Genomic DNA, 22,954 nt, shown 5'->3' with positions numbered 1-22,954 from the left:
ATGTCGAACTTAGTGACCAATGCTGGACACGCCCATGTCGATGACCATGGGCACGATGACCATCACCACGACTCGGGCGAGATGACCGTATTCGGTTTCTGGCTCTACCTGATGACCGACTGCATTCTGTTTGCGTCGATCTTCGCGGTATACGCGGTACTGGTTAACAACGTAGCGGGTGGCCCGTCGGGCCACGACATCTTCGAACTGCCATACGTACTGGGCGAAACCGCTCTGCTGCTGTTCAGTTCGATCACCTACGGCTTCGCCATGCTGGCGTTCTTCCGGGGCAACAAGAAGCAGGTACTGGGCTGGTTGGCCATGACCTTCCTGTTCGGCCTGGGCTTCATCGGCATGGAGATCAACGAGTTCCACCTGCTGATCTCCGAAGGCTACGGCCCTAGCCGCTCCGGCTTCCTGTCCGGGTTCTTCACCCTGGTCGGTACCCACGGTCTGCACGTGACCAGTGGTCTGATCTGGATGGCGATCATGATGTATCAGGTGCAGAAAAAAGGCCTGACGGCGACCAACAAGACCCGTCTGAGCTGCCTGAGCCTGTTCTGGCACTTCCTGGACGTGGTGTGGATCTGCGTATTCACCGTTGTTTATCTGATGGGGACTATGTAAATGGCTAACACACACTCCCACGACGAAGCCGGCCACGGCAGCGTCAAATCCTACGCCATCGGCTTCATCCTGTCGGTCATCCTGACAGTGATTCCATTCGGCCTGGTGATGTACCCATCGCTGCCCAAAGACGTGACCCTGTGGATCGTCCTGGCGTTCGCGGTGATCCAGGTGCTGGTGCACCTGGTGTACTTCCTCCATCTGGACCGCTCCGAAGCGCAGCGCAACAACGTCGTCGCGTTCATCTTCGCCGCGTTGGTCATTGTTCTGCTGGTTGGTCTGTCGTTGTGGATCATGTTCAGCATCCACACCGTCATGATGGCGAAGTGAGGTAAGCCCGATGTCGCTCAAGCACTTTATCCAAATCACCAAACCGGGGATCATTTTCGGTAACGTGCTTTCTGTGGCAGGCGGGTTTTTCCTGGCCTCGAAAGGGCATGTCGATCTGGCCATTTTCCTGGCCGCGATGATCGGCACCTCGCTGGTGGTAGCGTCCGGTTGCGTGTTCAACAACTGCATCGACCGTGACATCGACCTGAAGATGGAGCGCACCAAGAACCGCGTGCTGGTCCAGGGCCTGATCTCCCTGGAAGCGGCCCTGGTCTACGCCTCCATCCTCGGCATTGCCGGCGTCGCCTTGCTGTACTACGTGGCCAATCCGTTGGCCGCGTTGTTCGCGGTAATCGGCTTTGTCATCTACGTCGGGTTCTACAGCCTGTACCTCAAGCGCAAGTCGGTTCACGGCACGCTGGTGGGCAGTCTGTCGGGGGCCATGCCGCCAGTGATCGGCTATGTCGCGGTCAGCAACAGCTTCGACATGGCTGCACTGACCCTGCTGGTGATGTTCAGCCTGTGGCAGATGCCGCATTCCTATGCCATCGCGATCTTCCGCTTCAACGATTACCTGGCTGCATCGATTCCGGTGTTGCCAGTGAAGCGTGGGATCCGCGTGGCCAAGAAGCACATCCTGCTCTACATCCTGGCATTCCTGGTAGCGACCCTGATGCTGACCTTCAGCGGTTACGCCGGCATGAGCTACCTGGCGGTAGCGGCGGCGATGGGCATGTACTGGTTGTACATGGCCTGGACCGGCTACAAGGCGGTGGATGACACCGTGTGGGCGCGCAAGCTGTTCGTGTTCTCGATCTTCACCATCACCGCGCTGAGCGTGATGATGTCGGTGGATTTCAAGGCCCCGACCGAGCTGTTGCTGACCTACGCGCACTAAGCTGTCCAGGCCACAGAAAAGCCCCGCCTTCGAGAGAAGCGCGGGGCTTTTTTATAGCGCTTCGGGGGCCGTCACATCATTTAAAGCTTTTCGGCCCGATGAGGTTGCATGGCCGGGTAAAATGCCTCGCTCGTGGATGAACCTAAGTGGATGTAATGGAAAGCCGTATCGAACTATACGATTCGCAGGCGCGTTATGGCGTCGTCAGTCGCGGACTGCACTGGGCCATGGCATTGGCCTTTGTCTGGATCTACAGCACCACCGGTGCACATTACCTGTTGGCCGATTCGGCCCTGGACGAATTCCTCTGGCCGACCCACAAGCAAGTGGGCCTGCTGCTGATGGGCCTGCTGCTGGTGCGGGTGGTCTGGGCGCTGTTGAATCGTCATCGCCGGCCACCGAGCCTCAACCTCGCCGCGACGCTGGGTCATGGGTTGCTGTATGCCGGGATGTTCGCCATCCCGTTTCTCGGGCTGTTGCGCCAGTTCGGCTCGGGCCGGGCCTTTACCGCCTTCGGCCTGCCGATCATGAACGGCTTCGAAGGGCCGAAGATCCAGTGGATGACCGACCTGGGCAACAGCTTCCACAGCCTGCTGGGCTGGACCCTGCTGGTGCTGATCGTCGGCCACATCGGCGCGGTGATCCTGCACTGTGGCAAAGGCCAGTGGGAGGTCCTGCGGCGCATGGCCGGGCGTGCGGCCAGGGCTTGAGGCCAAAAAAGCCCCGCCTTCGAGAGAAGTGCGGGGCTTTTTATTGAGTGCACGTCAGTGGGCCGTTTAAAATACTGAAATGACTCTACTCATGCAGGAAGCGGAATGATGAAGAAAAAAGCCGTTATTGTTTTTAGTGGCGGACAGGATTCGACAACTTGTCTGATCCAGGCATTGCCGCTCTATGATGAAGTGCACTGCATTACCTTTGATTATGGTCAGCGGCACTGTGCGGAAATAGAAGTGGCGCAGCGGCTTGCAAAACAACTGGGGGCGACGGTCCACAAAGTAATGGATGTTTCGTTGCTGAACGAGTTGGCGATCAGCAGCCTTACCCGGGACAATATCCCGGTTCCGACGGTGAACAGCTCTGGCGAAAGCTTGCCAAGCACTTTCGTGCCTGGAAGAAATATTCTGTTTTTAACCCTGGCATCTATTTATGCCTATCAAGTGAAAGCTGAAACCGTCATTACCGGTGTGTGTGAGACGGATTTCTCTGGTTATCCTGATTGTCGGGATGAGTTTGTGAAGGCCTTGAACAAGGCTCTTGAATTGGGCATGGAATACAAACTGCGTCTTGAGACGCCATTGATGTGGCTGAACAAGGCGGAGACTTGGGCTCTGGCGGATTACTACAATCAACTGGACTTGATTCGCGATCATACGTTGACTTGCTACAACGGCATTCTGGGCAGTGGTTGCACTAGTTGCGATGCGTGTAACCTTCGCGCAAAAGGCTTGAATGAGTACCTGAAGAATAAAACAGGCTTCATGAGTAGCTTGAAGAACAAGCTGGATCTGAACTAACCGTAGGTTGATGAAGTTTAACACTGCGCCTAGCTACCAGATGAGTGTTAAAAAATGTCTTGAGTTACTGGACGCTGCATTGTTTTTCCTGACAGCCTGCTAAGTACCGTTTGAATAGGGACCTTGCTCCATAGGCAGGCAAGATGTTGAAGAATGCGAGAAATACTTTGATCGCGATCTGAACATAAATCATGTTCAGGATACTGCTATTCGGCATCAGCCCATAAAACGCAATGTAGCAGAAAATGAAGCTGTCAATGATTACCGCGAAAAAGGTGCTCAAGAATACCCGCAGGAACAGGAACCTGGAGTTTGTCAGTTCTTTGATTTTGCATAGTAAGTATGAGTTTATATTTTCAGAAATAAGAAAAGATACAGAAGATGCTATTAGTACCGAAGATACGTGAGTGATCACGTCGTTATAGGGGGTGTCGAGCTTCCAGCCTGGTAGCCCCGGGAGAAGGGTTGAGGCATAAAGCAGGATGGTGATCATGGCGGTGCTTGCAAATGCAAAAAAAATCGCCTTTCTTGCAAGCCTGAGTCCGAAGTTTTCGTTCAGCAAGTCGACGATTAAGAATGTCAGAGAGTAAAGAAAGGTGCCTGGAGTGATAACGATATCGAATCGTTCCAGATAAATCGGTTTGGTCGCAGCAATGCTGGTGAAGATGTAAAACGTAACAAGTAGCAGGCTCAGTACAATGTATGTCATCCATGATTTTTCGTGACGATCATTCAGGTCGTAAACGGTGAGTGCCTCTCCTTGGGAGTAAAGTTTTCTATACAGGTTTTTAATTTCTGTTTTGTTTAAGTTGTCTATTATTTCGCTGTTCAGTACTTCTTTTAACTTGACTCTGATAACTTTGCCTGTGGCGATAACCATAATAACGGCAAGGTTCTTGTTGTTTTCAAAACCCAGCAATTTGTATTTGCTATTTTCGATTTCAGCTTCAGGCGATATCATTGAAGCGTTCCTCAATGATATCGCCCACGACACACATGTGGTCTGAACTGGAGATAGTGTCATTTACGATAGACAGCTTTTTTGTCAGCCTGTCGTACACCAGTTTTTCTTTGTCGTCAGTCGTAGAACCTCTTTGTATGATCAAAAGATCGCCGGGCTCATTCCTACCATGGATTTCGTGCTCCAGTAGCACTGCTATCAAGTTGTAGGCAGTGCCGAAGTAATAGGTCAGTGGGTACAGCGTGGCCAGCGCACCAATCCGTTTGTCCATGTTGGCTATCAGCAAGCTTTCCTTGAAGATCGGAACAGCCGCTGGGTTCATATTGCCTTGAGGGGAAATACTGCTGTCGATGATCTCCTTCTCTTCAAAGTCGACGGTTTCTATTTCTTCGTAGGAAACGCCGAAAAAATCAGAAATTTTTCTAATAGTGGATTGCTGTACATTAGTAACCTTGCCTTCCAGAATATTATAAATGGTCGTTCTGGTCAGGCCGCTGGCGTTGCATAAAGATAGTTGCGTCTCGCCACGACTCTTTATCAGGTATTTAATATTGCTCTTTAAATGCTCTGTTCTTTCTCTTTTGTGCATCAAGTGCTCACCATTTCCCTATAGTCGTCACGCGTTAAACTTTTGATGGCTGTCGTGCGCGATATTATATTTATTTGCTCAATCAGCAAGGCTGAGATCGGTTAGATCTCAGCGGTAAATTCTCGTCGGATTCTTCCGTAGTTTGTACCAACTCGCTAATGCTCCTTTAGCCAGCCTATATCCATCCTGGGATATGTCGCTGTCGGTATTCTGGGCGATCAAATCGTTGAGAAGGATCGGTTCGGGGGTCGCCAAGGGGGGAGTGTTGCATGCACCAGCCATGACAATAAAGCCTGGGTAGCTCGTTGTCGTAATCCTTGTCGGCGAACGTCCAGCAGTTACGCCAGGGTGGTGTTTCGGTTTTCTGCCAAAAAAGCATCATTTAAATTTGAAAGTGTTTAATTTTTTGATTAATTGATTTGCACCTCGTACAGTCTGCGCCAAGGCTAGGTTCAGCCCGATGTGCATACACGAACGTGAAATCAAGGAAGCGTGCTGTCGTTCGTGGCACGCAACACTCAAGGAAGGGACACAGAATAATGGCAGCTGATACTGAACAACTCAGGAGCCAGGCCGATCTGCTGCGGCGTGGCTTGGCGGACCTGCGAGCAGAAGACCCCGAGCTGGCAAGGATCCTCGACGCCGAAGTCACGCGTCAACACCGCACGCTGTCCCTGGTTTCATCTTCCTGCGCGGCCAATCCTCGAACCCTGGCGGCGTCAGCTTCGGCGCTGGTCAACGTCACGGTGGAGGGTACTCCTGGCAGACGCGATCACACCGGGTGCGAGAACGTCGACCTGGTCGAGTCCCTGGCGATCCGACGGGCGCAAGAGCTGTTTGCTGCCCAATACGCCGGTGTGCAGTCACACTCGGCCTCCAACGCCAATTACCAAGTGCTTTGTGCCCTGCTCGAGCCCGGGGATACGGTTCTCGGAATGGCCCTCGATCACGGCGGGCACCTTACCCATGGCAGCCCTGTGGCGTTCACGGGGGCCAACTACAAGGCGATCCGCTACGGCACCACCTCCCAGGGCGTCATCGATTACGAAGAGGTGCGCCAACTGGCGTTGGCCCATCGTCCGCGGATCATCATCTGTGGGGCGACTGCTTATTCTCGGGTCATGGATTTCCAGCGGTTCCGTGCGATTGCCGATGAGGCCGGGGCTATCCTGCTGGCAGACATTTCATATATCGCCGGGCTGGTTGCCACGGGGCGCCACCCGAGCCCGATCGACCTGGCGCACGTCACTACGGTCTGTACGCACAAGCAACTTGCAGGGCCTCGCGGTGGCCTGATTCTTTCGGGCCGAGACGCCCACACCAAGGTTCCCGGTCTGCGGTCAACCTTCAGCCGAATCCTCGACCAAGCCGTATACCCCGGGATGCAGGGCGCACCTGCGGTCAATATGATTGCGGCAAAGGCTGCCGCACTGGGCTACGCCATGTCCCCGGAGTTCGACGCCTATATGGCGCGGATTCGCAGCACTGCGGATGAAATGGCCAGCGCGTTTATGGCGCAGGACTACGAAGTCGTGGGCGGGGGGACGGAAAACCATATGATTCTGCTGCGTTTGCGGGGCGGCATCAGCGGTTCCATTGCAGAGTCGGCACTGGAGCAGTGCGGCATCATCGTGAACAAAAAACGTGCACCGGGTGAAACCCGATCGTCATTTGTCGCCAATGGGCTATGTATCGGTACTGGCTCCATCGCCCAACGCTACATCGATCCCCAGGGGTGCCGAGAGGTAGTCGAGCTGGTTTGTCAGATACTGGACAAGGTGATGCCCCTTGGCGAGAAAAAGTACCACCTGGAGCCTGCGTTGCAGGAACAGTTCCGACTACAGACCGAGGCGTTGTGCGCGATGTACCCCATCCTCGACTACGGGGATCGCTGAGCTAAGAAAAAGCCCCGGCTTCGCGCTGAAGTACGGGGCTTTTTCATGTCTGCTGCAGGCGCTGCCGAGGTTTTCGCGAGCAAGCTCGCGCCTACCGGAGCCGGGTTACAGCTGTTGTTGCACGCTGTAGCCGTCGAACGCGGTCTGCTGCTGGATCGCGGTAACGATGTTCTTGCGGGTGGCCTGCTGCTCGTTGCCATCCTTGTCGAAGAACATCTCGCTTTCCAGCTCCGCCTCGTCGCCTTCGCCAACAAAGGCGAAGCCGAGGAATTCGAAGGCTTCACGGTCGACGTTGGCCTTGGAGCGCGGGCGCATCGGCAGGGTGACGCTGATGCCGTCCTTGCTGATGGCGAACACTTCCATTTCCTTCTTCGGCCGTGCCTTGCTCTTGCCGCCGCTGGGGTTGCTGATGGCCTGGTGGGTCTGGTTCAGCACTTTCAGGGCCAGGCCGTAGACCAGTTCCTGGAAGTCCGGGTCGTCCTTGTAGCTGGAGAGGATCCGGCTGATGGGGAATTTCTTGCTCAGGTCTTCCAGGGCAGCGAGGTCTGCGGTCTCGGCATCCTTCAACTGCTTGAGCTGGCCCATGAGTTCATAGGCGGTATCGTCGTCAAAGCGGTCGTGGGCCTGGCGAATAGCGGCACGCAGTTCGCGAATCTGGTCACTTTCTTTCGAGGTGTGAAAGGCGTCGAGCACCATCTCGCTGATGGTCTTGGCCTGGGACACGTGCTGTGAAAGATGCATGGCGTTTTCGTATTCGCTCTTGTTGGACAAGGCGACGACGGATTCTTTGGGGTTGGAATCAGGCATTGAACATCCACTACTTGGTTTAACGGGTTTGAGGCGCGAAAGGCCCAGGGGGATTTTCGGGGGGCGCCTAATCTATTGGACCCGAAGACTATTGTCACGGACCAAGCGCCTGCCCGATCGAGGTGTCCCTACAGACCGACATTCCCGGCGAAGATTCCCCGTCGCCCAAAGTGCACTGTCCTGGCGTCTTCAGGCCTTGAGTCGAAGGATCAGCAGGTGGCGATACAACTTGAGCGCGCGACCGCAGAACAGACCAACGGTAAAGCCTGCGGCGGCGCCGCTGATGCTCAACATCTGCATGCCGGCAGCCTGCTCGGGGTGCACGGCGGTCTGATAGCCGATCCAGTATTTCACCGCAAAGAACAGCAGCGAGATACCGAGGATCTTCAAGGTTCCGGGAACCAGAATGGCCTCGCCACCCGACTCCAGCACCACCCCGATGCTGGAAAACAGCAGCATGGCCAGCAGGCTGCCAAGCGCCGCGCCACTGGTCCAGGCCGCCAGCGACAGCAGTGGATGGGCGCCAAGGTTCAGCGACCACAGTGACCAGGCCAGCAGTATCAGCGGTGCAATCAGCAACGAGCGCCGGCTCTCGCGCAGGGTCGAGCGGGCACGCAGGCCGTAGCCGCAGATCAGGGCGAAGACCGCGTACACCCAAAGAGGCGTGCCTTGGAGGATCTCGAGCATCTGCAGCATCCTTGCTTCGGTGGCAAAAGTGCGAGCCATAATGCGCTTTACCCAGGCTGCGGTGAAGCCTCCCAAGGTCTTCGGGGTGGCACTTGAAGCAGGCCCCCTTACGTCACCTGTGTATCGCTGACCCCGGCTTCCAGTTCCTGGCGCAGATCACTGCCACGGCGAGCAATGAACACCAGTTGCGCGGCATGTTCGGTGGGTTGTTCGGCGGCCAGGGTGAACTGGCTGCGGTTGCCTACATGCTGCAACCAGTAAGGCTGCTCGTTGCCCTCCAGGCGCACCAGGCCCTTGAGGCGCAGCAGATCGGCCGGCAGCTTGCTCAGCCAGTCTCGCAGGGCCTTGGGTTGCAAGGGCCGCGAACTCTTCCAGACCCAGCTCTCGAACAGCTGGTCGTGGGCCTGGGGCAGGGCCCTGAACAGCACCTCGGTGGAACGCACCGGTGGCGCCAGCAGCAGCTCGGCCGGCAGTTCGGCCTGTACCGTATCGAACACTGGGGCGCGACCACCGAGGCTGGCGCGGATGCTCTGCAGTTGCTCGGCATCCACCAGGTCGGCCTTGTTCAGCAGCACCCAATCGGCGCAGGCCACCTGGGCCCGGGACAGGCGGGCCATTTCCCCCTCAAGGGCCTGGTAGCCACTGGCGTCTACCAAAGTGATCACCGCATCCAGGTGCAGGCGGTTGCGCAACTGCGGGTAGCCGATGGTCTGCACGATGCGCTGCGGGTCGGAGACGCCGCTGCACTCGATGACGATTCGTTCCAGGGTCGGGCGCAGTTTGGACAGGCTCACCAACTGCGCCAGCAGGTCCTCCTGCACGGTGCAGCAGATGCAGCCGTTCTGCAGGCTGTACACCGCGTCGGTGACCTCGGCGATGATCGCCGCATCGATGTTCAGCTCGCCGAAGTCATTGACGATCACCGCCAGCCGACTGCTGTCGGCACGTTGCACCATACGGTTGAGCAGGGTGGTCTTGCCGGCACCGAGGAAACCGGCAACCACCGTGACGGGAATGCTCGGTATCTGGTTCATGCGTCTTTGCCCTCGATCACCGGTGGCAGGCCTTCCCAGACTGCTTGCAGCGGGGTGTCGCTGAAGGTGCCCTGGCGGTCGTACACCAGTTGCCCTTCGACGAAGGTCAGTTGCACTTGGGTGTGGTGGATGTAGTTGCGCGCGCCTTGGGCGAACAGGTCGCGGTCGAGGACGATCAGGTCCGCCGACTTGCCGCTTTCCAGGCTGCCGGTCAGGTGTTCCAGGCCCATGGCGTGTGCACCGTTGAGGGTCGCCACCTGCAGCGCCTGTTCCAGAGTGATGGGCTCGCCGAAGCAGTCGGGTTCCTGGTTCCACGGGTTCTGCCGGGTGACCATGGTTTCCAGGGCCAGCCAGGGGTCGATGGACGCCACCGGCCAATCGGTGCCGAATACCGCAATGCCGCCGGCCGCCAGCACTCCCTTGAAGTCGTAGATGCGCTTGAGGCGTTCCTTGCCGTAGCCGGAACGGGCGCCGCTGGCGAAAGGGGTCGGGTACCAGGCCGCCGGAGAAAACTCGGCGATCACATCCAGGCTCTGGAAGCGCTTGAGGTTGCCCGGGTGCAGCAGGGTGCTGTGGGCGCACTGGTGGCGGATGCCGCTGTTGCCGTTGCGACGGCGGGCTTCGGCTACCGCGTCGAGGAACACATCGGAGGCACCGTCGCCGGTGCAGTGGGCAATCACCCGCAGCCCGCGCTTGTCCATGTCCACCACCATGTCGGTGATGTGTTCCGGGGTCAGGTTGAGCTTGCCGCGCCAGCTCGACTCTTGCGGCCAGGGGGTCAGCAGATAGGAGGACTTCGGTTCCACGGTGCCGTCGAAATGGAACTTCACCGCATTGGCATTCAAGCGTGCGCTGCGATAGAAATGCCGTTCGCCGCTGAGCAGCTCCCAACGGCGGCGCACGGGGAAGATATCGTCCTGCCAACTGATGGCGGCTTCCACGCGCAAGGTCAGTTCACCGGCATCGTCCAGTTCCTTCAGTGCCTGCAAGCGGTTCTCGCAAACGTGCACGTACTTGGTGGCGGTGACCCCGCGGGAGGTCTGGAAGTGCACGCCATCGCGATAGGCCCGGCGCAGCACCGACACCGGCGTCGGCGGCATGGCGGCGTGGATCAGTGCGTAGGCACCGTCGATCAGCAGGCCATTGGGTTCGCCGCTCAGTTCGTCGCGCTCCAGGTAGCCGTTGCGCGGGTCGCTGGTGTGGCGGTCGATGCCGGCCAGCTCCAGGGCCTTGGAGTTGACCATCATGGTCCCCCACATGCGGTCCAGCAGGGCCACCGGGCGATCCGGCATGACGCTGTCGAGCCACTCGCGACCTGGGGTCAGGTCGGCCTCGCGGAAGGTGTAGCGCACCCAGTACTGGCCGTAGATCCAGCCATCGCCAGGATGGCTATCGGCGTAGGCGTGGATCGCTGCCGCCAGCTGTGCCGGGGTCGGGTCCTCGATACCTACGTCCAGGTCATCGGCGTAGCGCGGGGCCAGGGCCAGGTCCGGGTGGGTGTGCATGTCGTGCAGGCCGGGCATGCAGAAGGCCCCGTCCAGATCGTGTTGACGGGTATGCGGCCCGATCAGCGAGACCAGGGAGGCGAGGCTGCCGACGGCGATCAGTTTGCCCTGGCGGATGGCCACGGCGTCGGCCCAGGGCTGGGCCGGATCGAGGGTGTACATCCGGCCGTTGTGCAGCACCAGTTCGGCGTATTGATCGACGGCGCTATGGGTGGAGTTGAATTGGTCGGAAGCGGTCACGGGGGTCAACCTCTCAAGCAGGGGGCCCTTCAAAGGTGGGCAAAAAAGGTAAGGCGCAACGGTGTTCTTGTCTGGGGTGCAAGGGCCGTTCTGGCCGGCCCTGGTCCTGCGTTCAGCGACTGGCGTTGAGGCTTTCGACAAAGCCGGCAATGCGTTGGCAAGCGTCTTTGAGCACCTCATCGGCGACGGTAAAGGAGATCCGAATGAAACCCTCGGCGCTGGCGCCAAAGGCCTGGGCATCGAGCACCGAAACCCCGGTGGCACGGAACAGCTGCCAGGCAAAGTCCATGCTCGACAGCCCGGTACGGCGCACGTCCACCAGCATGAACATCCCGGCCTCGGGCTCGCGGCAGTCCAGCAGTTGCACTTGCTTGAGGCCGGCCACCACCAGGTCACGCCGACGGCGATAGACCTCGCGGGCGCTGCCCACCACTTCCTCGTCCAGCTCCAGGGCCTTGAGCGCGGCTTCCTGGATAAACCCGGGGAGGCCATAGAGCATGCACAGCAGCAGGTTATCCAGGTGGCCGACCAACGCCGGGGGAGCGATCACCCAGCCTACGCGCCAGCCGGTCATTGCATGGGTTTTCGACAGGCTGTTGAGGATCACCGTACGCTCGGCCATGCCCGGCAGCGAAGCGATGCTCAGGTGTTCGCGGTCGTAGGTCAGTTGCCCGTAGACCTCGTCGGAGATCACCCACAGGTCATGTTTGCGGGCCACCGCGGCCACGGCTTCCAGCTCTTCACGGCTGTAGACGTTGCCCGTGGGGTTGCACGGCGTGGCCAGGGCGATGCCTCGGGTCTTGTCGGTCAACGCCGCTTCCAGGGCCGCGGCGGTCAGGCGAAAGCCGTTGGCGGCCGGTTGCTCGACGCAGGCGATATTCGCTCCCGAGGCATGCATGCAGGCCTCGTAGGTCAGGTACATCGGTTCCGGCACCAGCACTTCGTCGCCACTGCTGAACAGGCACAGGGCGGTGGCGAACAGACCGTTCTGCGCCCCGGCCACCAGGGCCACGTTGTCGGCGCTGACATCGATGTCCAGCAGGCGTCGTTGTTTGGCGGCGATGGCTTCGCGCAACGCCGGGCGGCCGAGGACGTGGGTGTAGTGGGTATCGCCTTGTTCCAGGGCGGCGCTGGCCGCGTCGCTGATGCGTGCATCGGTGGCGAAGTCCGGGTCACCGACGCTGAGGACAATCACGTCTTCACCACGGCCACGGGCTTCGATGGCCGCGTAGTGGATGTCCCAGGCGCTGACGGATTCGCCGCTGATGCGCTGAACGAAAGGTGAGTAACGCATGCTGTTCTCCTCGCGGGCTTTGCCGCCCGCGCAATAAAAGGGTTCAGGCCTGACGCTGGGGAGCTCGGCTTTGTGAGGGTTGGCCCAGACGTGCACACAGGTGTTCGATGACAAAGGCCAGGATGATGTAGATGACCGCTACCGCCAGCAGCGGCTCGTAGACTTTCAGGGTCTGGGCCCGTACCAGGTTGGCAGCTCCCAGCAGGTCAGTGACTGCGACGGTTGAGGCCAACGCAGTGGCCTTGAGCAGCAGCACGCATTCGCCGACCAGGGTCGGACGCACCAGCTCCAGGGCCCGGGGCAACCAGACCCGGCGCAGGGTCAGCCAATAGCCCATGCCATAGGCGCGGGCGGCTTCCAGTTCGCCCTTGGGCACGGCGCGCAAACCGCCGCGCAACACTTCACCGACATAGGCACCCACGCTCAGGGTCAGGGCCAATGCCACATACCAGAAGCCTTCGCGCAGGTAGGGCCAGAGAAAGCTGCCGCGAATCGGCGGGTAGGCGGCGAACAGGCTGCCGACCCCGTAATAGAGGATGTAGATCTGCACCAGCAGCGGCGTGCCGCGAAAGACGCTGATGTAGAACTGCATGGGCGCACGGATCAGCGGATTACGCGACACCCGTCCCAAGCCCACCACCACCGCCAGGGCAAACCCGCAGGCACCGCTCAGGGCCAGCAACTTCAGGGTGATGCCCAGGCCGCGAAGCAGTTCGTTGGAGAAACTGTTGATCCAGGAAAAATCCATCCGAGCCTCCTAGTGCTGGGGCAGCCAGCGATTGGTGCGTCGCTCGAGCACGCGGAACACGCTGCCGGACACCAGGGTGATGACGAAGTAGAAGGCTGCGACCGCCAGGTAGAACACCAGGTAATGCTTGGTGGAACCGGCAGCTTGCTTGCCCACCGAGAGCAGTTCGCTGTAGCCGACGATGCTGATCAATGCGCTGTCCTTGACCAGCACCAGCCACAGGTTCGACAACCCGGCCATGGCATAGGGCAGCATGCTCGGCAGCAGGATGCGCCGCACCAGCAGCCAGCGTTCGATGCCGTAGGCCCGGGCCGCTTCGATCTGGCCATGAGGAATGGCCTGGATCGCACCGCGGATGATCTCCGCCGAATAGGCGCCCTGGACAATGCCCAGCACCAGCACGGCAGCGATGAAACCGTTGACCGTGACGCTTGGCCGATCCATGGCCGCCATGGCCATGTTCAGCAGGTCGGTGCCGGCGTAGTACAGCAGCAGGATCAGCAGCAGCTCAGGCATGGCCCGGTACAGGGTGGTGTAGATGTTGGCCAGCTTCACCAGCCAGCGCGGCCCCTTGAGCTTGATCATTGCCACCAGCAAGCCGATGCCCAGGCCGAGGACGAAGGCCCCGGCAGAAATCTGCAGGGACACCAGCGCACCCTGGGCCAGGGCACCGAGCCAGCCGTCGGCGACGAACAGTTGGGAAAGGTCGGACAGAGAAATCATGACGTATCCAGTCAACGCCGGTGGCCCGTCGAAACGGGCCCACCGGACGGCTTAGTTGGCAGAAATGTCGACGCTGAAGTAGCGGCTGCGGATCTTGTCGTAGCTGCCATCGGCCTTGAGCGATGCCAGGGCGGTGTTGATCCGCTGTTGCAGGGCAGTGTCGCCCTTGCGCAGGCCAACGCCGATGCCGGAACCGAACAACGGATCCTTGGGCGCCAGGCCCTTGTCCGCGAGGCCGGCACCGGCTGCGGTCTTGAGGATCGGCTCGATGGTCAGGGCGTCGGCCAGCATCACATCGATGCGCCCACTCTGCAGGTCGGCGATCATGTCGTCCTGGGTGGTGTAGTAGCGCAGGGTCGAGGTCTTGCCGTAGTAGGCCTTGGCGAAGGTGGCGTTGGAGGTCGAGCCCTGCACGCCGATCAGTTTGCCCTTGAGGCCTTCGGGGCTGGTCACCAACTCCAGGCTCTGGTCGGCGACCCACATGGCTGGGGTCTGGTAGTAGGGCGCGGAGAAATCGATGACCTTCTGCCGCTCATCGGTGATGCTCAGCGAGTTGAGGATGGCGTCGATCTGGCTCGATTGCAGGGCCGGAATCAGCCCGTCCCAGGCCACTTCCTTGAGTGGGCACTGGGCCTGCATCCGCTCGCACAGGGCTTTGATCAGTTCCGGCTCGAAGCCGCTCCAGTCGCCGTTGCCGCTTTTCATCGAGAACGGTGGGTAGGGTTCCAGGGCGATGCCGAAGACGATCTTGTCGGCGGCCACGGCGTGGCTGGCCAGGGCACTGAACAGGCAACCGGTGGCGAGCACCTTGAGCAGGTTTTTCATGGCTTTACCCTTTATCGAAGTTGTTGTTTTCAAGGATTGAAGCGGGACGTCAGGCGCGGTTTTCCTGGGCCATGACGAATTGCCGGCAGCGCTCGCTGACCGGGTTGAGGAACACTTGCTGGGGTGGCCCTTCTTCTTCCACCAGCCCCTGGTGAAGGAACATCACCTTGCTCGACACGTCGCGGGCGAAGGCCATTTCGTGGGTCACCAGGATCATGGTACGACCTTCTTCGGCAATCCCCTGGATGACCTTGAGCACTTCGCCCACCAGTTCCGGGTCCAGGGCCGAAGTCGGCTCGTCCATCAACAGCACCCGAGGGCGCATGGCCAAGGCCCGGGCGATGGCCACTCGCTGCTGCTGGCCGCCGGAGAGAAAGGACGGAAAGGTGTCGCGCTTGTTGGCCAGGCCAACCTTTTCCAGCAAGTGCTCGGCATGCGCGATGGCGTCCTTGCGGTCTTCACCAAGGACATACACCGGCGCTTCGATGACGTTTTCCAGCACGGTGCGATGGGGCCACAGGTTGAAGCTCTGGAACACCATGCTCAGTTGGGTGCGCAGGCGTGCTACCTGGGCCGGGTCGGCGACCTGCGGGTTGCCGGCGCGATCGGTCTTGATGCGGACTTCTTCGCCATTGATGCGCAAGCTGCCGCTGCAGGGAATTTCCAGCAGGTTGATGCAGCGCAGCAAGGTGCTTTTGCCCGAGCCACTGGAGCCGATCAGCGACACCACTTCACCTTCATTGGCGCGCAGGGCAATGCCCTTGAGCACGTGGTGATCGGCGTAGCTCTTGTGCAGATCATCGATCGCCACCACGGGATTGACGGAGTTGGGCTGCGATTGCAAGGGTCGACCCTCTTGTTATTGTGCGATGGCCGGGCAAGACCCGGCACAGGGTAGGGCTTGAGAATTAGCCATTGCCGGCATGGGGTCAATCGAGCATTTTTAGCTGGACCCGGTAATTTTTTTCAGTAGTCGGTTATTTTTCCTGCGACGAACAAGGCTATTGCCGGACGGCGATTGCGGCTATCGTGCTGGCACTCGTTTTTCTGTAGTCGAGGCATGATCGGTATGCGTTATCCCTCCATGACCGCGCTGCGCGCGCTGGACGCGGTGGCTCGCCTGGGCAGTGTCGCCGAAGCCGCCAATGAGCTGAACCTGACTCCCAGCGCCATCAGCCACCAGATCAAGAGCCTGGAGCAAACCCTGGGCTTTGCCCTCACCGAGCGCATGGGCCGCAGCATTCGCATCACCTACCAGGGCGAACGCTACGCGCGGGACATTCACCTGCTGCTGGCCAATATCCTCGAGGCCGGCCAGCGCTCCGATGGCCAGCAGGTCAGCGGCCGGTTGTGCATCAGCAGCCCGCCGGGGTTCGCCACCTATTGGCTGTGCACCCATATCGCCGAATTCCAGGCGTTGTATCCCCAGGTCGAATTGCAGCTGGTGTCACCGCGCACCCCGGGGGACACCAGCGACAGCAGCGTCGATCTGTTCGTCGCCTACGGCATGGGCGACTGGCCCAACCAGCATGTGCAGAAGATCGTTTCCCTGCGTTATTTCCCGGTGTGCAGCCCGAGCCTGGTGAACGCCATGGGCGGCCTGAAGACCCTCGACGGGCTGGACCATGCCTTGCTCCTGCACATGATCGACTACTCCGACTGGCGGGTCTGGCTGGCGGCTGCCGGGGCACCGAATGTCGATGTGCGCCGGGGCATCATTTTCGCCGATGCACACTTCGTGCAGTCAGCCTGCATTGCCGGCCAGGGCATTGCCATGGGCGACAACCTGATCAGCGGCGAGGCCCTGGCCCGTGGGCTGCTGGTGCAGCCCTTCGGCACCGAGATCGAGTCCAATCGCGGCTATTACCTGGTGGCGGATCTGCTTAAGGCCGAGCGTCCGGTGGTGCTGGCCTTCAGCGAATGGGTGAAGTCCCAGCTGCAAGGCATCACCCGGCTGCACCCGGAGCCGCGGCGTAACGGCAAAGCGTGAATTTTATTGAGCAATCGCAGCTATTTTTTTCGATTGTTGCCCCTTGGGTGCAGCGACTAATGTCCCTCGACATCAGCCGGGCGCAGGGTGTCGCCGGCACGTATAAGAACAAGAGGAGTAGTCGATGACCACCTGTGCGCAGTCGCTGGTTCGTTTGCTGGAAGGTTATGGCGTGGACACGGTGTTCGGGATTCCCGGCGTGCATACCGTCGAGCTGTATCGCGGCCTGCATGGCAGCCGTTTGCGCCACGTCAGCCCACGGCATGAGCAGGGCGCCGGGTTCATGGCCGACGGTTATGCCCGGGCCAGCGGCAAGCCCGGGGTGTGCTTCATCATCACCGGTCCCGGCATGACCAACATCCTTACCGCGATGGGCCAGGCCTATGCCGATTCGGTGCCGATGCTGGTGATCTCCACGGTCAACCGCCGCGAGCACCTGCGCCTGGGCCACGGCCACCTGCACGAACTGCCGGACCAGCGGGCGATGGTGGCCGGGGTCTGTGCCTTCAGTCATACCTTGCAGGCCCCCGCCGAACTGCCGGAACTCCTGGCCCGGGCCTTTGCCGTGTTCAAGTGTGCGCGGCCACGGCCGGTGCACATCGAGATTCCCCTGGACGTGCTGGAAATGCCCGCCGACAACCTCAACCTGATGCCTCGCAGCCTGCCTGGCGCGCCGGCGCCGGCGCCGGCTTCGATCGATGCCGCGGTGACTTTGCTCAACAGTGCCCACCGCCCACTGATTCTCGCCGGTGGCGGTGCTCGGGGTTGCGCCGAGGTACTGCGGCAACTGGCCGAGCGCCTGCAGGCGCCGGTGGCCCTGACCACCAACGCCCGGGGTCTGTTGCCTTGCGGCCACCCGCTGCTGCTGGACGGCGTGCAGTCCTCGGCCCACGGCCGGGCGCTGATCGACGAGGCGGACGTGGTGCTCGCCGTGGGCACCGAGCTGGGGGAGACCGACTACGACTTCTTCGGCCTGGGGCCGTTGCGCTTCAAGGGCTCGTTGATCCGCCTGGACATCGACCCGATGCAGGTCATGGGCATCCAGCGAGCGCATGTCGGCCTGGTGGGGGATGCCCAGGAAGGCTTGCAGGCGCTGCTGGGCAAGGTGGTGCCAGCGAGTTCACGCGGGCGTTGGGCGGTGGACAGCGTGCAGCGGGTGAACCAGGCCGAGCGCAGCGGCTGGAGCGCCAAGCAGCAAGGGTTGCAGGGCTTGCTCGACCTGCTGCGGGACACCCTCGACACGCCGATTCTGGTGGGCGACTCGACCCAGCCGGTGTACCAGGGCGCTTGTGGCTACCAGGCTCCGGCCCCAGCCAGCTGGTTCAATGCCGGCAGCGGCTACGGCACCCTCGGTTACGGTTTGCCGGCTGCCATGGGCGCCAAGCTGGCGCAGCCCGAGCGTCCGGTGGTGGCGTTGGTGGGCGACGGTGGCCTGCAGTTCACCAGCGGTGAGTTGATCGCTGCCCGTGAAGCGCAGATCGCGGTGATCCTGCTGGTGTGGAACAACCAATGCTACGGCGAGATCCGCGACTACATGCTGGCCCGTGACATCGAACCGCTGGGGGTGGACATCCTCACGCCGAACTTCCAGGCCCTGGCCCAGAGTTGCCATGTCGCGCATCACCGTGCCGACTCCCCGGCGCAGTTGCGCGAGCTGCTGCTGAGCTTGGCGGACAGCCGCCTGCCAGTGATGATCGAGGCCGATGCGGGCGCCTATCTGGCCCTGGACTGATCCGCAGGCTTGCTCAAGGAGCGCGCTTTCAAGAGATAAGGTGAGTTACATTGACGTCGCCCGTAGGGACGCACCTTGTCACTTGAGGATTCATGGATGAACTGCATTTTCTGCCAGATTGCCGCTGGGACCCTGCCAGCGGCCGTGGTTTACCGCGACGAACACTGCATGGCCTTCATGGACGTGCATCCGCTGGGTGAAGGTCATGTGCTGCTGATTCCGCAGCAGCATGTCGAGAAGCTCGAGCAATTGCCCGGCTTTGTCCGCCAGCACCTGTATCAGGTCTTCGATGGCCTGCTGGCGGCGCAACGACGTGCCGGCTACGGCGTCGAAGGCACCCATCTGCTGGTCAATGACGGCCGCGCCACCAACCAGCACATTCCCCATGCACACCTGCACCTGATCCCCCGGCGGCGTGGCGATGCCCTGGGGTTTGCCGGGCGCCTGCTGCTGCATTTCACCGGCCTGTTCGGCCGCCGGGCGAAACCCGAAGCTTTGCAACTGCAGGCCGCTCGCATTGCCGAGCAGGTGCGGGTGCCCTGGGTCAGTGAAATTCCGGTGGGTAATCGCTGAGATGGACCCTAGCCGCGCGCTGGCGCTTGAATACGCCGAAAGCCAATACCTGCGGGCCCGGGTCCAGGGCCTGGCGAGCCTGCCGGGCAACCCCTATCGGGCCAGCCTGCAGGGCGAGCCGGGTTGTGGTGCCTTCGTCGTCGGTGGCAATCCCAGCCCGATGATGAACCGGGTACACGGCGACGGGTCGCAGGATGCCCGGCGCCTGGTCGATCTGTTGCAGCGCTGCGCGGAGTACGCCCCGGCGATCGCCTTGACCGCTGAGTCAGCCAGGGTCGCTCCTAATCTGGAGCTGGAAGGGCTACCGTTGCAGCGCCTCAAGGGCTGGACCCATGGGCAGTTGTTCGCCCCTGTGGACGAGGTTGTGGCGCCACCTTCAGTGCTGGATATCGAGCCGGTGACCGCCTCGACGCTGGAAGCGTTCTGCACGCTGCACCGCGAAGGCTTCAATACCCCTGCAGCCGCCCGGCCAGTCAACCAGGCGGCCTTTGGCGGCTTGCTCAACGATGGACGTGGGCATCTGTACCTGCTGCGGGAGCAGGGCGTTGCGCTGGCCGGTGCGGCGCTGTTCATCGCCGACAACGGCGTGGCCTACCTGGGCACCGCCTTTACCACCAGGGCCGCGCGGGGCCAGGGCTATCACCGGGCCCTGATCGCCCATCGGTTGCAGCAGGCCATTGCCCTCGGTGCCCGGAGTGTGGCGGCCACCGCCTTGGTGAACTCGCAAAGCCGGCGCAACCTGGAGCATGGCGGCTTGCGCTTGTCCCACCTGCAAACCCTGTATCGGGCCGTGCCCTAGCGCGGGCTCTATTGCGCCGCTGGCGCCGGGTCGAAACGGATCGATTGCAGGATTGCCCCCAGGGTGGCGAAGTCCTGGAAGAACCCCACGCTGTCGGCCACCACCTGGCGCTGGCCGCTGTCGATCAGCGCCATCAGGCAGGTGCCGCCGGCGGCGTGGAAGCCGGTCTCCTCATCGCTGATGCCGCAGGTCTGATAGGCCAGCAGGCCTTTCCAGCCGGGGCCACTCGTTTCAAGCACTGGGCTGGGCTTGTCCCTTCCGGCGCTGCGCATCCAGACACCGTTTTCCTGATAGAAAAACAGCCCTTCGGCGGCCTGCTCCAGGCTGCCCTGCTGCTGGCACAGGTACAGGGTGTACTCTTCGTTCGGGCGTTTTTTCGGGTGGTCCAGGGTGATGCAGTTCTGCGTCTGGCTGAGCTTCCACCCCTTGGGGTATTGCAGGCTGAACCCCCGGCCCTGAAAGCGTGGCGAACCCTTGGGCAAGACGGGCATCCCGGCTTCTTTCCTCAAGGGTTCGTACAGGCTGGGATCGTTGCGACAGGCGGCCAGCGGGCGGGCCTTGGCCTTGTGCAGTTGGTCGAGGCGATGAGTCCGTGGATCAGCGCTGGCGCTGACACAGGCACAGCCGTAGCCGTAATGATTGTTGGTGCGCACCCATTGCTGGTCGTTGAAGGTGGGCCAGTCGCCCTCGGCCTGATAGCCGCCCTGGCTGGCGATTTCCCAGACGCCGTCGCGGTCGGTGAGGGTAGCGTTGGCCGGGGTCGGGTTCTCGAACCAGCCGCAACGGCGTTCCACTGTGGCCGGTGCGGCGATCGCGGGCAGGGCGATAAAGGTCAGGAGGGTGCAGAGCAGGGCGCGCTGAAGCATGGAGCATCCTTGTTCGAGGGCGGACGGAGGGGAGTAATTCTACGCGGGTAGCCGCGTCAGTTGAGGCCTACCCCCGGTTTGGTGTATTGGGCCTCGTCGCTACTCGGTTGTCCGCGATTGCCGGGCCCACTCCTCGGCGGTCCTGGCCTCCACCGGCAGGGCGAAGCGGAAGGTCGCGCCGCGTCCGGGTTCATCCACCAGGCGGATGTCCACCCCATGCAATTGCAGGATGCGATGCACGATACGCAACCCCAGGCCGCCATCGCGGCGCGCACCGCCGATATTGAACGGGCGCAGGAACAGCCCTTCGCGCAGCTCTGCGGCAATGCCCGGGCCGCTGTCGCTGACCCTGACCTGCACCTGCGGGCCGTCGGCCTGCAGGCTGATTTCGATCTCGCCGCTAACGGGGGTATGGCGCAGGGCGTTGTCGAACAGGTTGGTCAGCACCCGTTCGATCAGCCCCAGGTCAGCGCAGACCACCCAGGTGCCGGGGGCGAAGCGCGCCTTGAGCTGCACCTGTCGCGCTTCGGCGGCCAGTTCGAATTTCTCGAAGATGTCCTGCAACAGGTCGGTCAGGGAGAAGCGTTCGAGGATCGGCTGGACGAAGCCATGTTCCAGGCGCACCAGTTCCAGCAGGGCCTGGGCCAGGCCGCCGACCTTGCGGCTCTGGTCCAGGGCGATGCCCAGGTAGCGCCGGCGCTCTTCGACACTCAGGCTGGCGTCCTTGAGCGACAGGGTTTCCAGGTAACCGTGCAAGGACGACAGCGGTGTGCGCAGATCGTGGGAGATATTCGCCACCAGTTCCCGGCGTTCCTGGTCCTGGCGGGTCAGGGAGCGCCACTGTTCGCTGAGCCGGGCCTGCATCTGGCGGAAGGTGGCGTCGAGCACGGCGATTTCATCGCCACTGCGGGAAGCGACGGCAGTGTCTGGCAAATCCTGGGAAGGGGCGCCGTCGATATCGAAATGGCTGACCCGCTCGGTGAGGGTGCGCAGCGGCCGGGTGATCAGGGCAAAGGCGGCCAGGCCTGCAATCAGGCACAGCAGCGCCACCAGGGCGATGGACCACAGGGCGATGTTCAAGGCCGCGCTGGTGGCGCCGCGTTCGGCGAAGCGGTCATGTTCTTCGCTGAGCAGCACCACGTACAGGTAGCCGGCCTGCTTGCCGCCCACCATCAGCGGCGCGGCGCTGAACACCTTGCGCCCGTCGAGGCTGCGCGGGTCGTCACCGAGGATCGGCAGCGGCTCGTCATCGAGCAGGCGGCGGATCGGTGCCAGGTCCACCTGTTCGCGGCGCAGGCGACCGGCCGGCGCGGCGTTGCCGACGATGCGTCCCTGGGCATCGAGCAGGTACACCTCGACGCTGGGGTTGACCAGCATCAGTTGGCTGAACAACTCCCGCAGGGCATTGGGCAGCAGGCCGTTGGCGTCCATCAACTGGGTGTCCTGGGCGATGTGCCCGGCGAGGTCCCGGGACAGGCCCTGCACCACTTCCAGCTCATGCATGCGGCTGGCGCGCACCTGCAGCCAGGCTGAGGTCGAGCAGCACACCAGCAACAGCAGGGCGAACACCAGGGACAGGCGCTGGGTCAGGGTCAGCCTCATGTCGGCTCCTGGGGGGCGAATTTATAGCCGCGGCCCCACACGGTAAGAATCCGTACTGGTTGCGCCGGGTCGCTTTCGATCTTGGCCCGCAGGCGGTTGATGTGGGTGTTGACCGTGTGCTCGTAACCCTCGTGGTTGTAGCCCCACACCGCATTGAGCAGGTCCATGCGCGAGAACACCTTGCCCGGCTGGCGGACGAAGAAATACAGCAGGTCGAACTCCCGGGGCGTGAGGTCCAGGCGTCGGCCATCGAGGACCACCTCGCGGTTCAGTGGATCAATCGACAGGCCGTCGGCGCTGAGGCTGCCGCTGTCCATCTTCAGGTTGCGTGCCAGGGCGTCGACCCGACGCAGCAGGGCTTTGACCCGGGCCACCAGCTCGAGCATGGAAAACGGCTTGGCCAGGTAGTCGTCGGCCCCCAGTTCCAGGCCGAGGATGCGGTGCATTTCGCTGGAGCGGGCACTGGTGATGATGATCGGTGTGTAGCGGGTCATGGCCCGGGCCCGACGGCAGATCTCCAGGCCATCGACGCCAGGCAGCATCAGGTCGAGGATCAACGCGTCCCAGCCGCCCTGCTCCAGCAGGCGCAGGCCCTCGTTGCCGTCGGCGCTGTGCACCACGTCCAGTTGTTCGTCCCGCAGGTGCAGGGCGATCAGGTCGGCGATGTGCTGGTCGTCTTCGACCACCAGCACGCGTTTGGTTTGTTCCATCG

General features: G+C 61.4%; 24 protein-coding genes. 10 read left to right on the top strand and 14 right to left on the bottom strand.

What is annotated here, in order from left to right; all coding sequences use genetic code 11:
- From GV818_RS20270 to queC, 5 genes are all read left to right on the top strand, one after another.
- Positions 1 to 627, top strand: a complete 627-nt coding sequence (locus GV818_RS20270; RefSeq protein WP_161756706.1) for a cytochrome o ubiquinol oxidase subunit III — start codon at positions 1 to 3, stop codon at positions 625 to 627.
- Entirely contained in the window at positions 628 to 957 is a 330-nt protein-coding gene (gene cyoD, locus GV818_RS20265; protein ID WP_161756705.1) for a cytochrome o ubiquinol oxidase subunit IV, read from the top strand.
- Positions 958 to 967: 10 nt separating this feature from the next.
- The gene (cyoE, locus tag GV818_RS20260; RefSeq protein ID WP_161756704.1) at positions 968 to 1,855 is read left to right on the top strand and encodes a heme o synthase; all 888 of its coding nucleotides are present in this window, start codon (positions 968 to 970) and stop codon (positions 1,853 to 1,855) included.
- Positions 1,856 to 2,010: 155 nt separating this feature from the next.
- Positions 2,011 to 2,565, top strand: a complete 555-nt coding sequence (locus GV818_RS20255; RefSeq protein WP_161756703.1) for a cytochrome b — start codon at positions 2,011 to 2,013, stop codon at positions 2,563 to 2,565.
- 108 nt (positions 2,566 to 2,673) lie between these two features.
- Positions 2,674 to 3,372 carry a 7-cyano-7-deazaguanine synthase QueC gene (gene queC / locus GV818_RS20250; protein WP_161756900.1) on the top strand — a complete coding sequence of 233 codons (699 nt, stop codon included), beginning with the start codon at positions 2,674 to 2,676 and terminating at the stop codon, positions 3,370 to 3,372.
- A gap of 64 nt (positions 3,373 to 3,436) precedes the next feature.
- On the opposite strand, the gene GV818_RS20245 is transcribed toward queC, so the two are convergent.
- Positions 3,437 to 4,333, bottom strand: a complete 897-nt coding sequence (locus tag GV818_RS20245) for a queuosine precursor transporter (RefSeq protein ID WP_161777349.1) — start codon at positions 4,331 to 4,333, stop codon at positions 3,437 to 3,439.
- Positions 4,320 to 4,922: a helix-turn-helix transcriptional regulator gene (locus tag GV818_RS20240; RefSeq protein WP_161756701.1), complete on the bottom strand. Its 603-nt coding sequence runs from the start codon at positions 4,920 to 4,922 to the stop codon at positions 4,320 to 4,322. Before GV818_RS20240 ends, GV818_RS20245 begins: the two co-directional genes overlap by 14 nt.
- A gap of 539 nt (positions 4,923 to 5,461) precedes the next feature.
- Here GV818_RS20240 and glyA point away from each other — a divergent pair.
- Positions 5,462 to 6,817, top strand: coding sequence for a serine hydroxymethyltransferase (glyA, locus tag GV818_RS20235; protein WP_161777348.1), 1,356 nt, complete (start codon positions 5,462 to 5,464; stop codon positions 6,815 to 6,817).
- Positions 6,818 to 6,922: 105 nt separating this feature from the next.
- Here the strand turns inward: glyA and GV818_RS20230 are convergent, their stop codons facing one another.
- From GV818_RS20230 to GV818_RS20190, 9 genes are all read right to left on the bottom strand, one after another.
- Positions 6,923 to 7,624 (bottom strand): hypothetical protein, encoded by a 702-nt coding sequence (locus GV818_RS20230; protein ID WP_161756699.1) that lies wholly within the window; start codon positions 7,622 to 7,624, stop codon positions 6,923 to 6,925.
- A 189-nt stretch (positions 7,625 to 7,813) separates the two neighbouring features.
- Positions 7,814 to 8,311 (bottom strand): hypothetical protein, encoded by a 498-nt coding sequence (locus GV818_RS20225; protein ID WP_161756698.1) that lies wholly within the window; start codon positions 8,309 to 8,311, stop codon positions 7,814 to 7,816.
- Between the two features lie 107 nt (positions 8,312 to 8,418).
- Positions 8,419 to 9,345 carry a CobW family GTP-binding protein gene (locus GV818_RS20220; protein WP_161756697.1) on the bottom strand — a complete coding sequence of 309 codons (927 nt, stop codon included), beginning with the start codon at positions 9,343 to 9,345 and terminating at the stop codon, positions 8,419 to 8,421.
- Positions 9,342 to 11,090 (bottom strand): amidohydrolase, encoded by a 1,749-nt coding sequence (locus GV818_RS20215; protein WP_161756696.1) that lies wholly within the window; start codon positions 11,088 to 11,090, stop codon positions 9,342 to 9,344. The genes GV818_RS20220 and GV818_RS20215 overlap by 4 nt, the downstream gene beginning before the upstream one ends.
- Before the next feature lie 112 nt (positions 11,091 to 11,202).
- Positions 11,203 to 12,384: a pyridoxal phosphate-dependent aminotransferase gene (locus GV818_RS20210; protein ID WP_161777347.1), complete on the bottom strand. Its 1,182-nt coding sequence runs from the start codon at positions 12,382 to 12,384 to the stop codon at positions 11,203 to 11,205.
- A 43-nt stretch (positions 12,385 to 12,427) separates the two neighbouring features.
- Positions 12,428 to 13,132: an ABC transporter permease gene (locus tag GV818_RS20205; RefSeq protein WP_161756694.1), complete on the bottom strand. Its 705-nt coding sequence runs from the start codon at positions 13,130 to 13,132 to the stop codon at positions 12,428 to 12,430.
- 9 nt (positions 13,133 to 13,141) lie between these two features.
- On the bottom strand, positions 13,142 to 13,855 hold the full coding sequence (locus GV818_RS20200) for an ABC transporter permease (RefSeq protein WP_161756693.1): 714 nt from the start codon (positions 13,853 to 13,855) through the stop codon (positions 13,142 to 13,144).
- A 51-nt stretch (positions 13,856 to 13,906) separates the two neighbouring features.
- Positions 13,907 to 14,680 carry a transporter substrate-binding domain-containing protein gene (locus tag GV818_RS20195; RefSeq protein WP_161756692.1) on the bottom strand — a complete coding sequence of 258 codons (774 nt, stop codon included), beginning with the start codon at positions 14,678 to 14,680 and terminating at the stop codon, positions 13,907 to 13,909.
- A gap of 49 nt (positions 14,681 to 14,729) precedes the next feature.
- Entirely contained in the window at positions 14,730 to 15,524 is a 795-nt protein-coding gene (locus tag GV818_RS20190; RefSeq protein WP_161756691.1) for an ABC transporter ATP-binding protein, read from the bottom strand.
- Positions 15,525 to 15,749: 225 nt separating this feature from the next.
- On the opposite strand from GV818_RS20190, the gene GV818_RS20185 reads away from it, so the two are divergent.
- The 4 genes from GV818_RS20185 (at position 15,750) to GV818_RS20170 (ending at position 19,774) form a co-directional block, all read left to right on the top strand.
- Entirely contained in the window at positions 15,750 to 16,670 is a 921-nt protein-coding gene (locus tag GV818_RS20185) for a LysR substrate-binding domain-containing protein (protein WP_178125018.1), read from the top strand.
- A 124-nt stretch (positions 16,671 to 16,794) separates the two neighbouring features.
- Positions 16,795 to 18,402, top strand: a complete 1,608-nt coding sequence (locus GV818_RS20180) for a 5-guanidino-2-oxopentanoate decarboxylase (protein ID WP_161777346.1) — start codon at positions 16,795 to 16,797, stop codon at positions 18,400 to 18,402.
- Between the two features lie 96 nt (positions 18,403 to 18,498).
- Positions 18,499 to 18,975 carry an HIT family protein gene (locus GV818_RS20175; protein ID WP_161756688.1) on the top strand — a complete coding sequence of 159 codons (477 nt, stop codon included), beginning with the start codon at positions 18,499 to 18,501 and terminating at the stop codon, positions 18,973 to 18,975.
- Position 18,976: 1 nt separating this feature from the next.
- Positions 18,977 to 19,774, top strand: coding sequence for a GNAT family N-acetyltransferase (locus GV818_RS20170; RefSeq protein ID WP_161756687.1), 798 nt, complete (start codon positions 18,977 to 18,979; stop codon positions 19,772 to 19,774).
- Between the two features lie 8 nt (positions 19,775 to 19,782).
- On the opposite strand, the gene GV818_RS20165 is transcribed toward GV818_RS20170, so the two are convergent.
- From GV818_RS20165 to GV818_RS20155, 3 genes are all read right to left on the bottom strand, one after another.
- The gene (locus GV818_RS20165; RefSeq protein WP_161777345.1) at positions 19,783 to 20,640 is read right to left on the bottom strand and encodes a DUF4087 domain-containing protein; all 858 of its coding nucleotides are present in this window, start codon (positions 20,638 to 20,640) and stop codon (positions 19,783 to 19,785) included.
- A gap of 99 nt (positions 20,641 to 20,739) precedes the next feature.
- The gene (locus GV818_RS20160; protein ID WP_161777344.1) at positions 20,740 to 22,242 is read right to left on the bottom strand and encodes a HAMP domain-containing sensor histidine kinase; all 1,503 of its coding nucleotides are present in this window, start codon (positions 22,240 to 22,242) and stop codon (positions 20,740 to 20,742) included.
- The gene (locus GV818_RS20155) at positions 22,239 to 22,952 is read right to left on the bottom strand and encodes a response regulator transcription factor (protein ID WP_161777381.1); all 714 of its coding nucleotides are present in this window, start codon (positions 22,950 to 22,952) and stop codon (positions 22,239 to 22,241) included. The genes GV818_RS20160 and GV818_RS20155 overlap by 4 nt, the downstream gene beginning before the upstream one ends.
- Between the last annotated feature and the right edge of the window lie 2 nt (positions 22,953 to 22,954).

The sequence above is a fragment of the Pseudomonas sp. Fl4BN1 genome (assembly GCF_009908285.1).
Classification (GTDB): domain Bacteria; phylum Pseudomonadota; class Gammaproteobacteria; order Pseudomonadales; family Pseudomonadaceae; genus Aquipseudomonas.
This window is presented reverse-complemented; position numbering and strand designations above follow the sequence as displayed.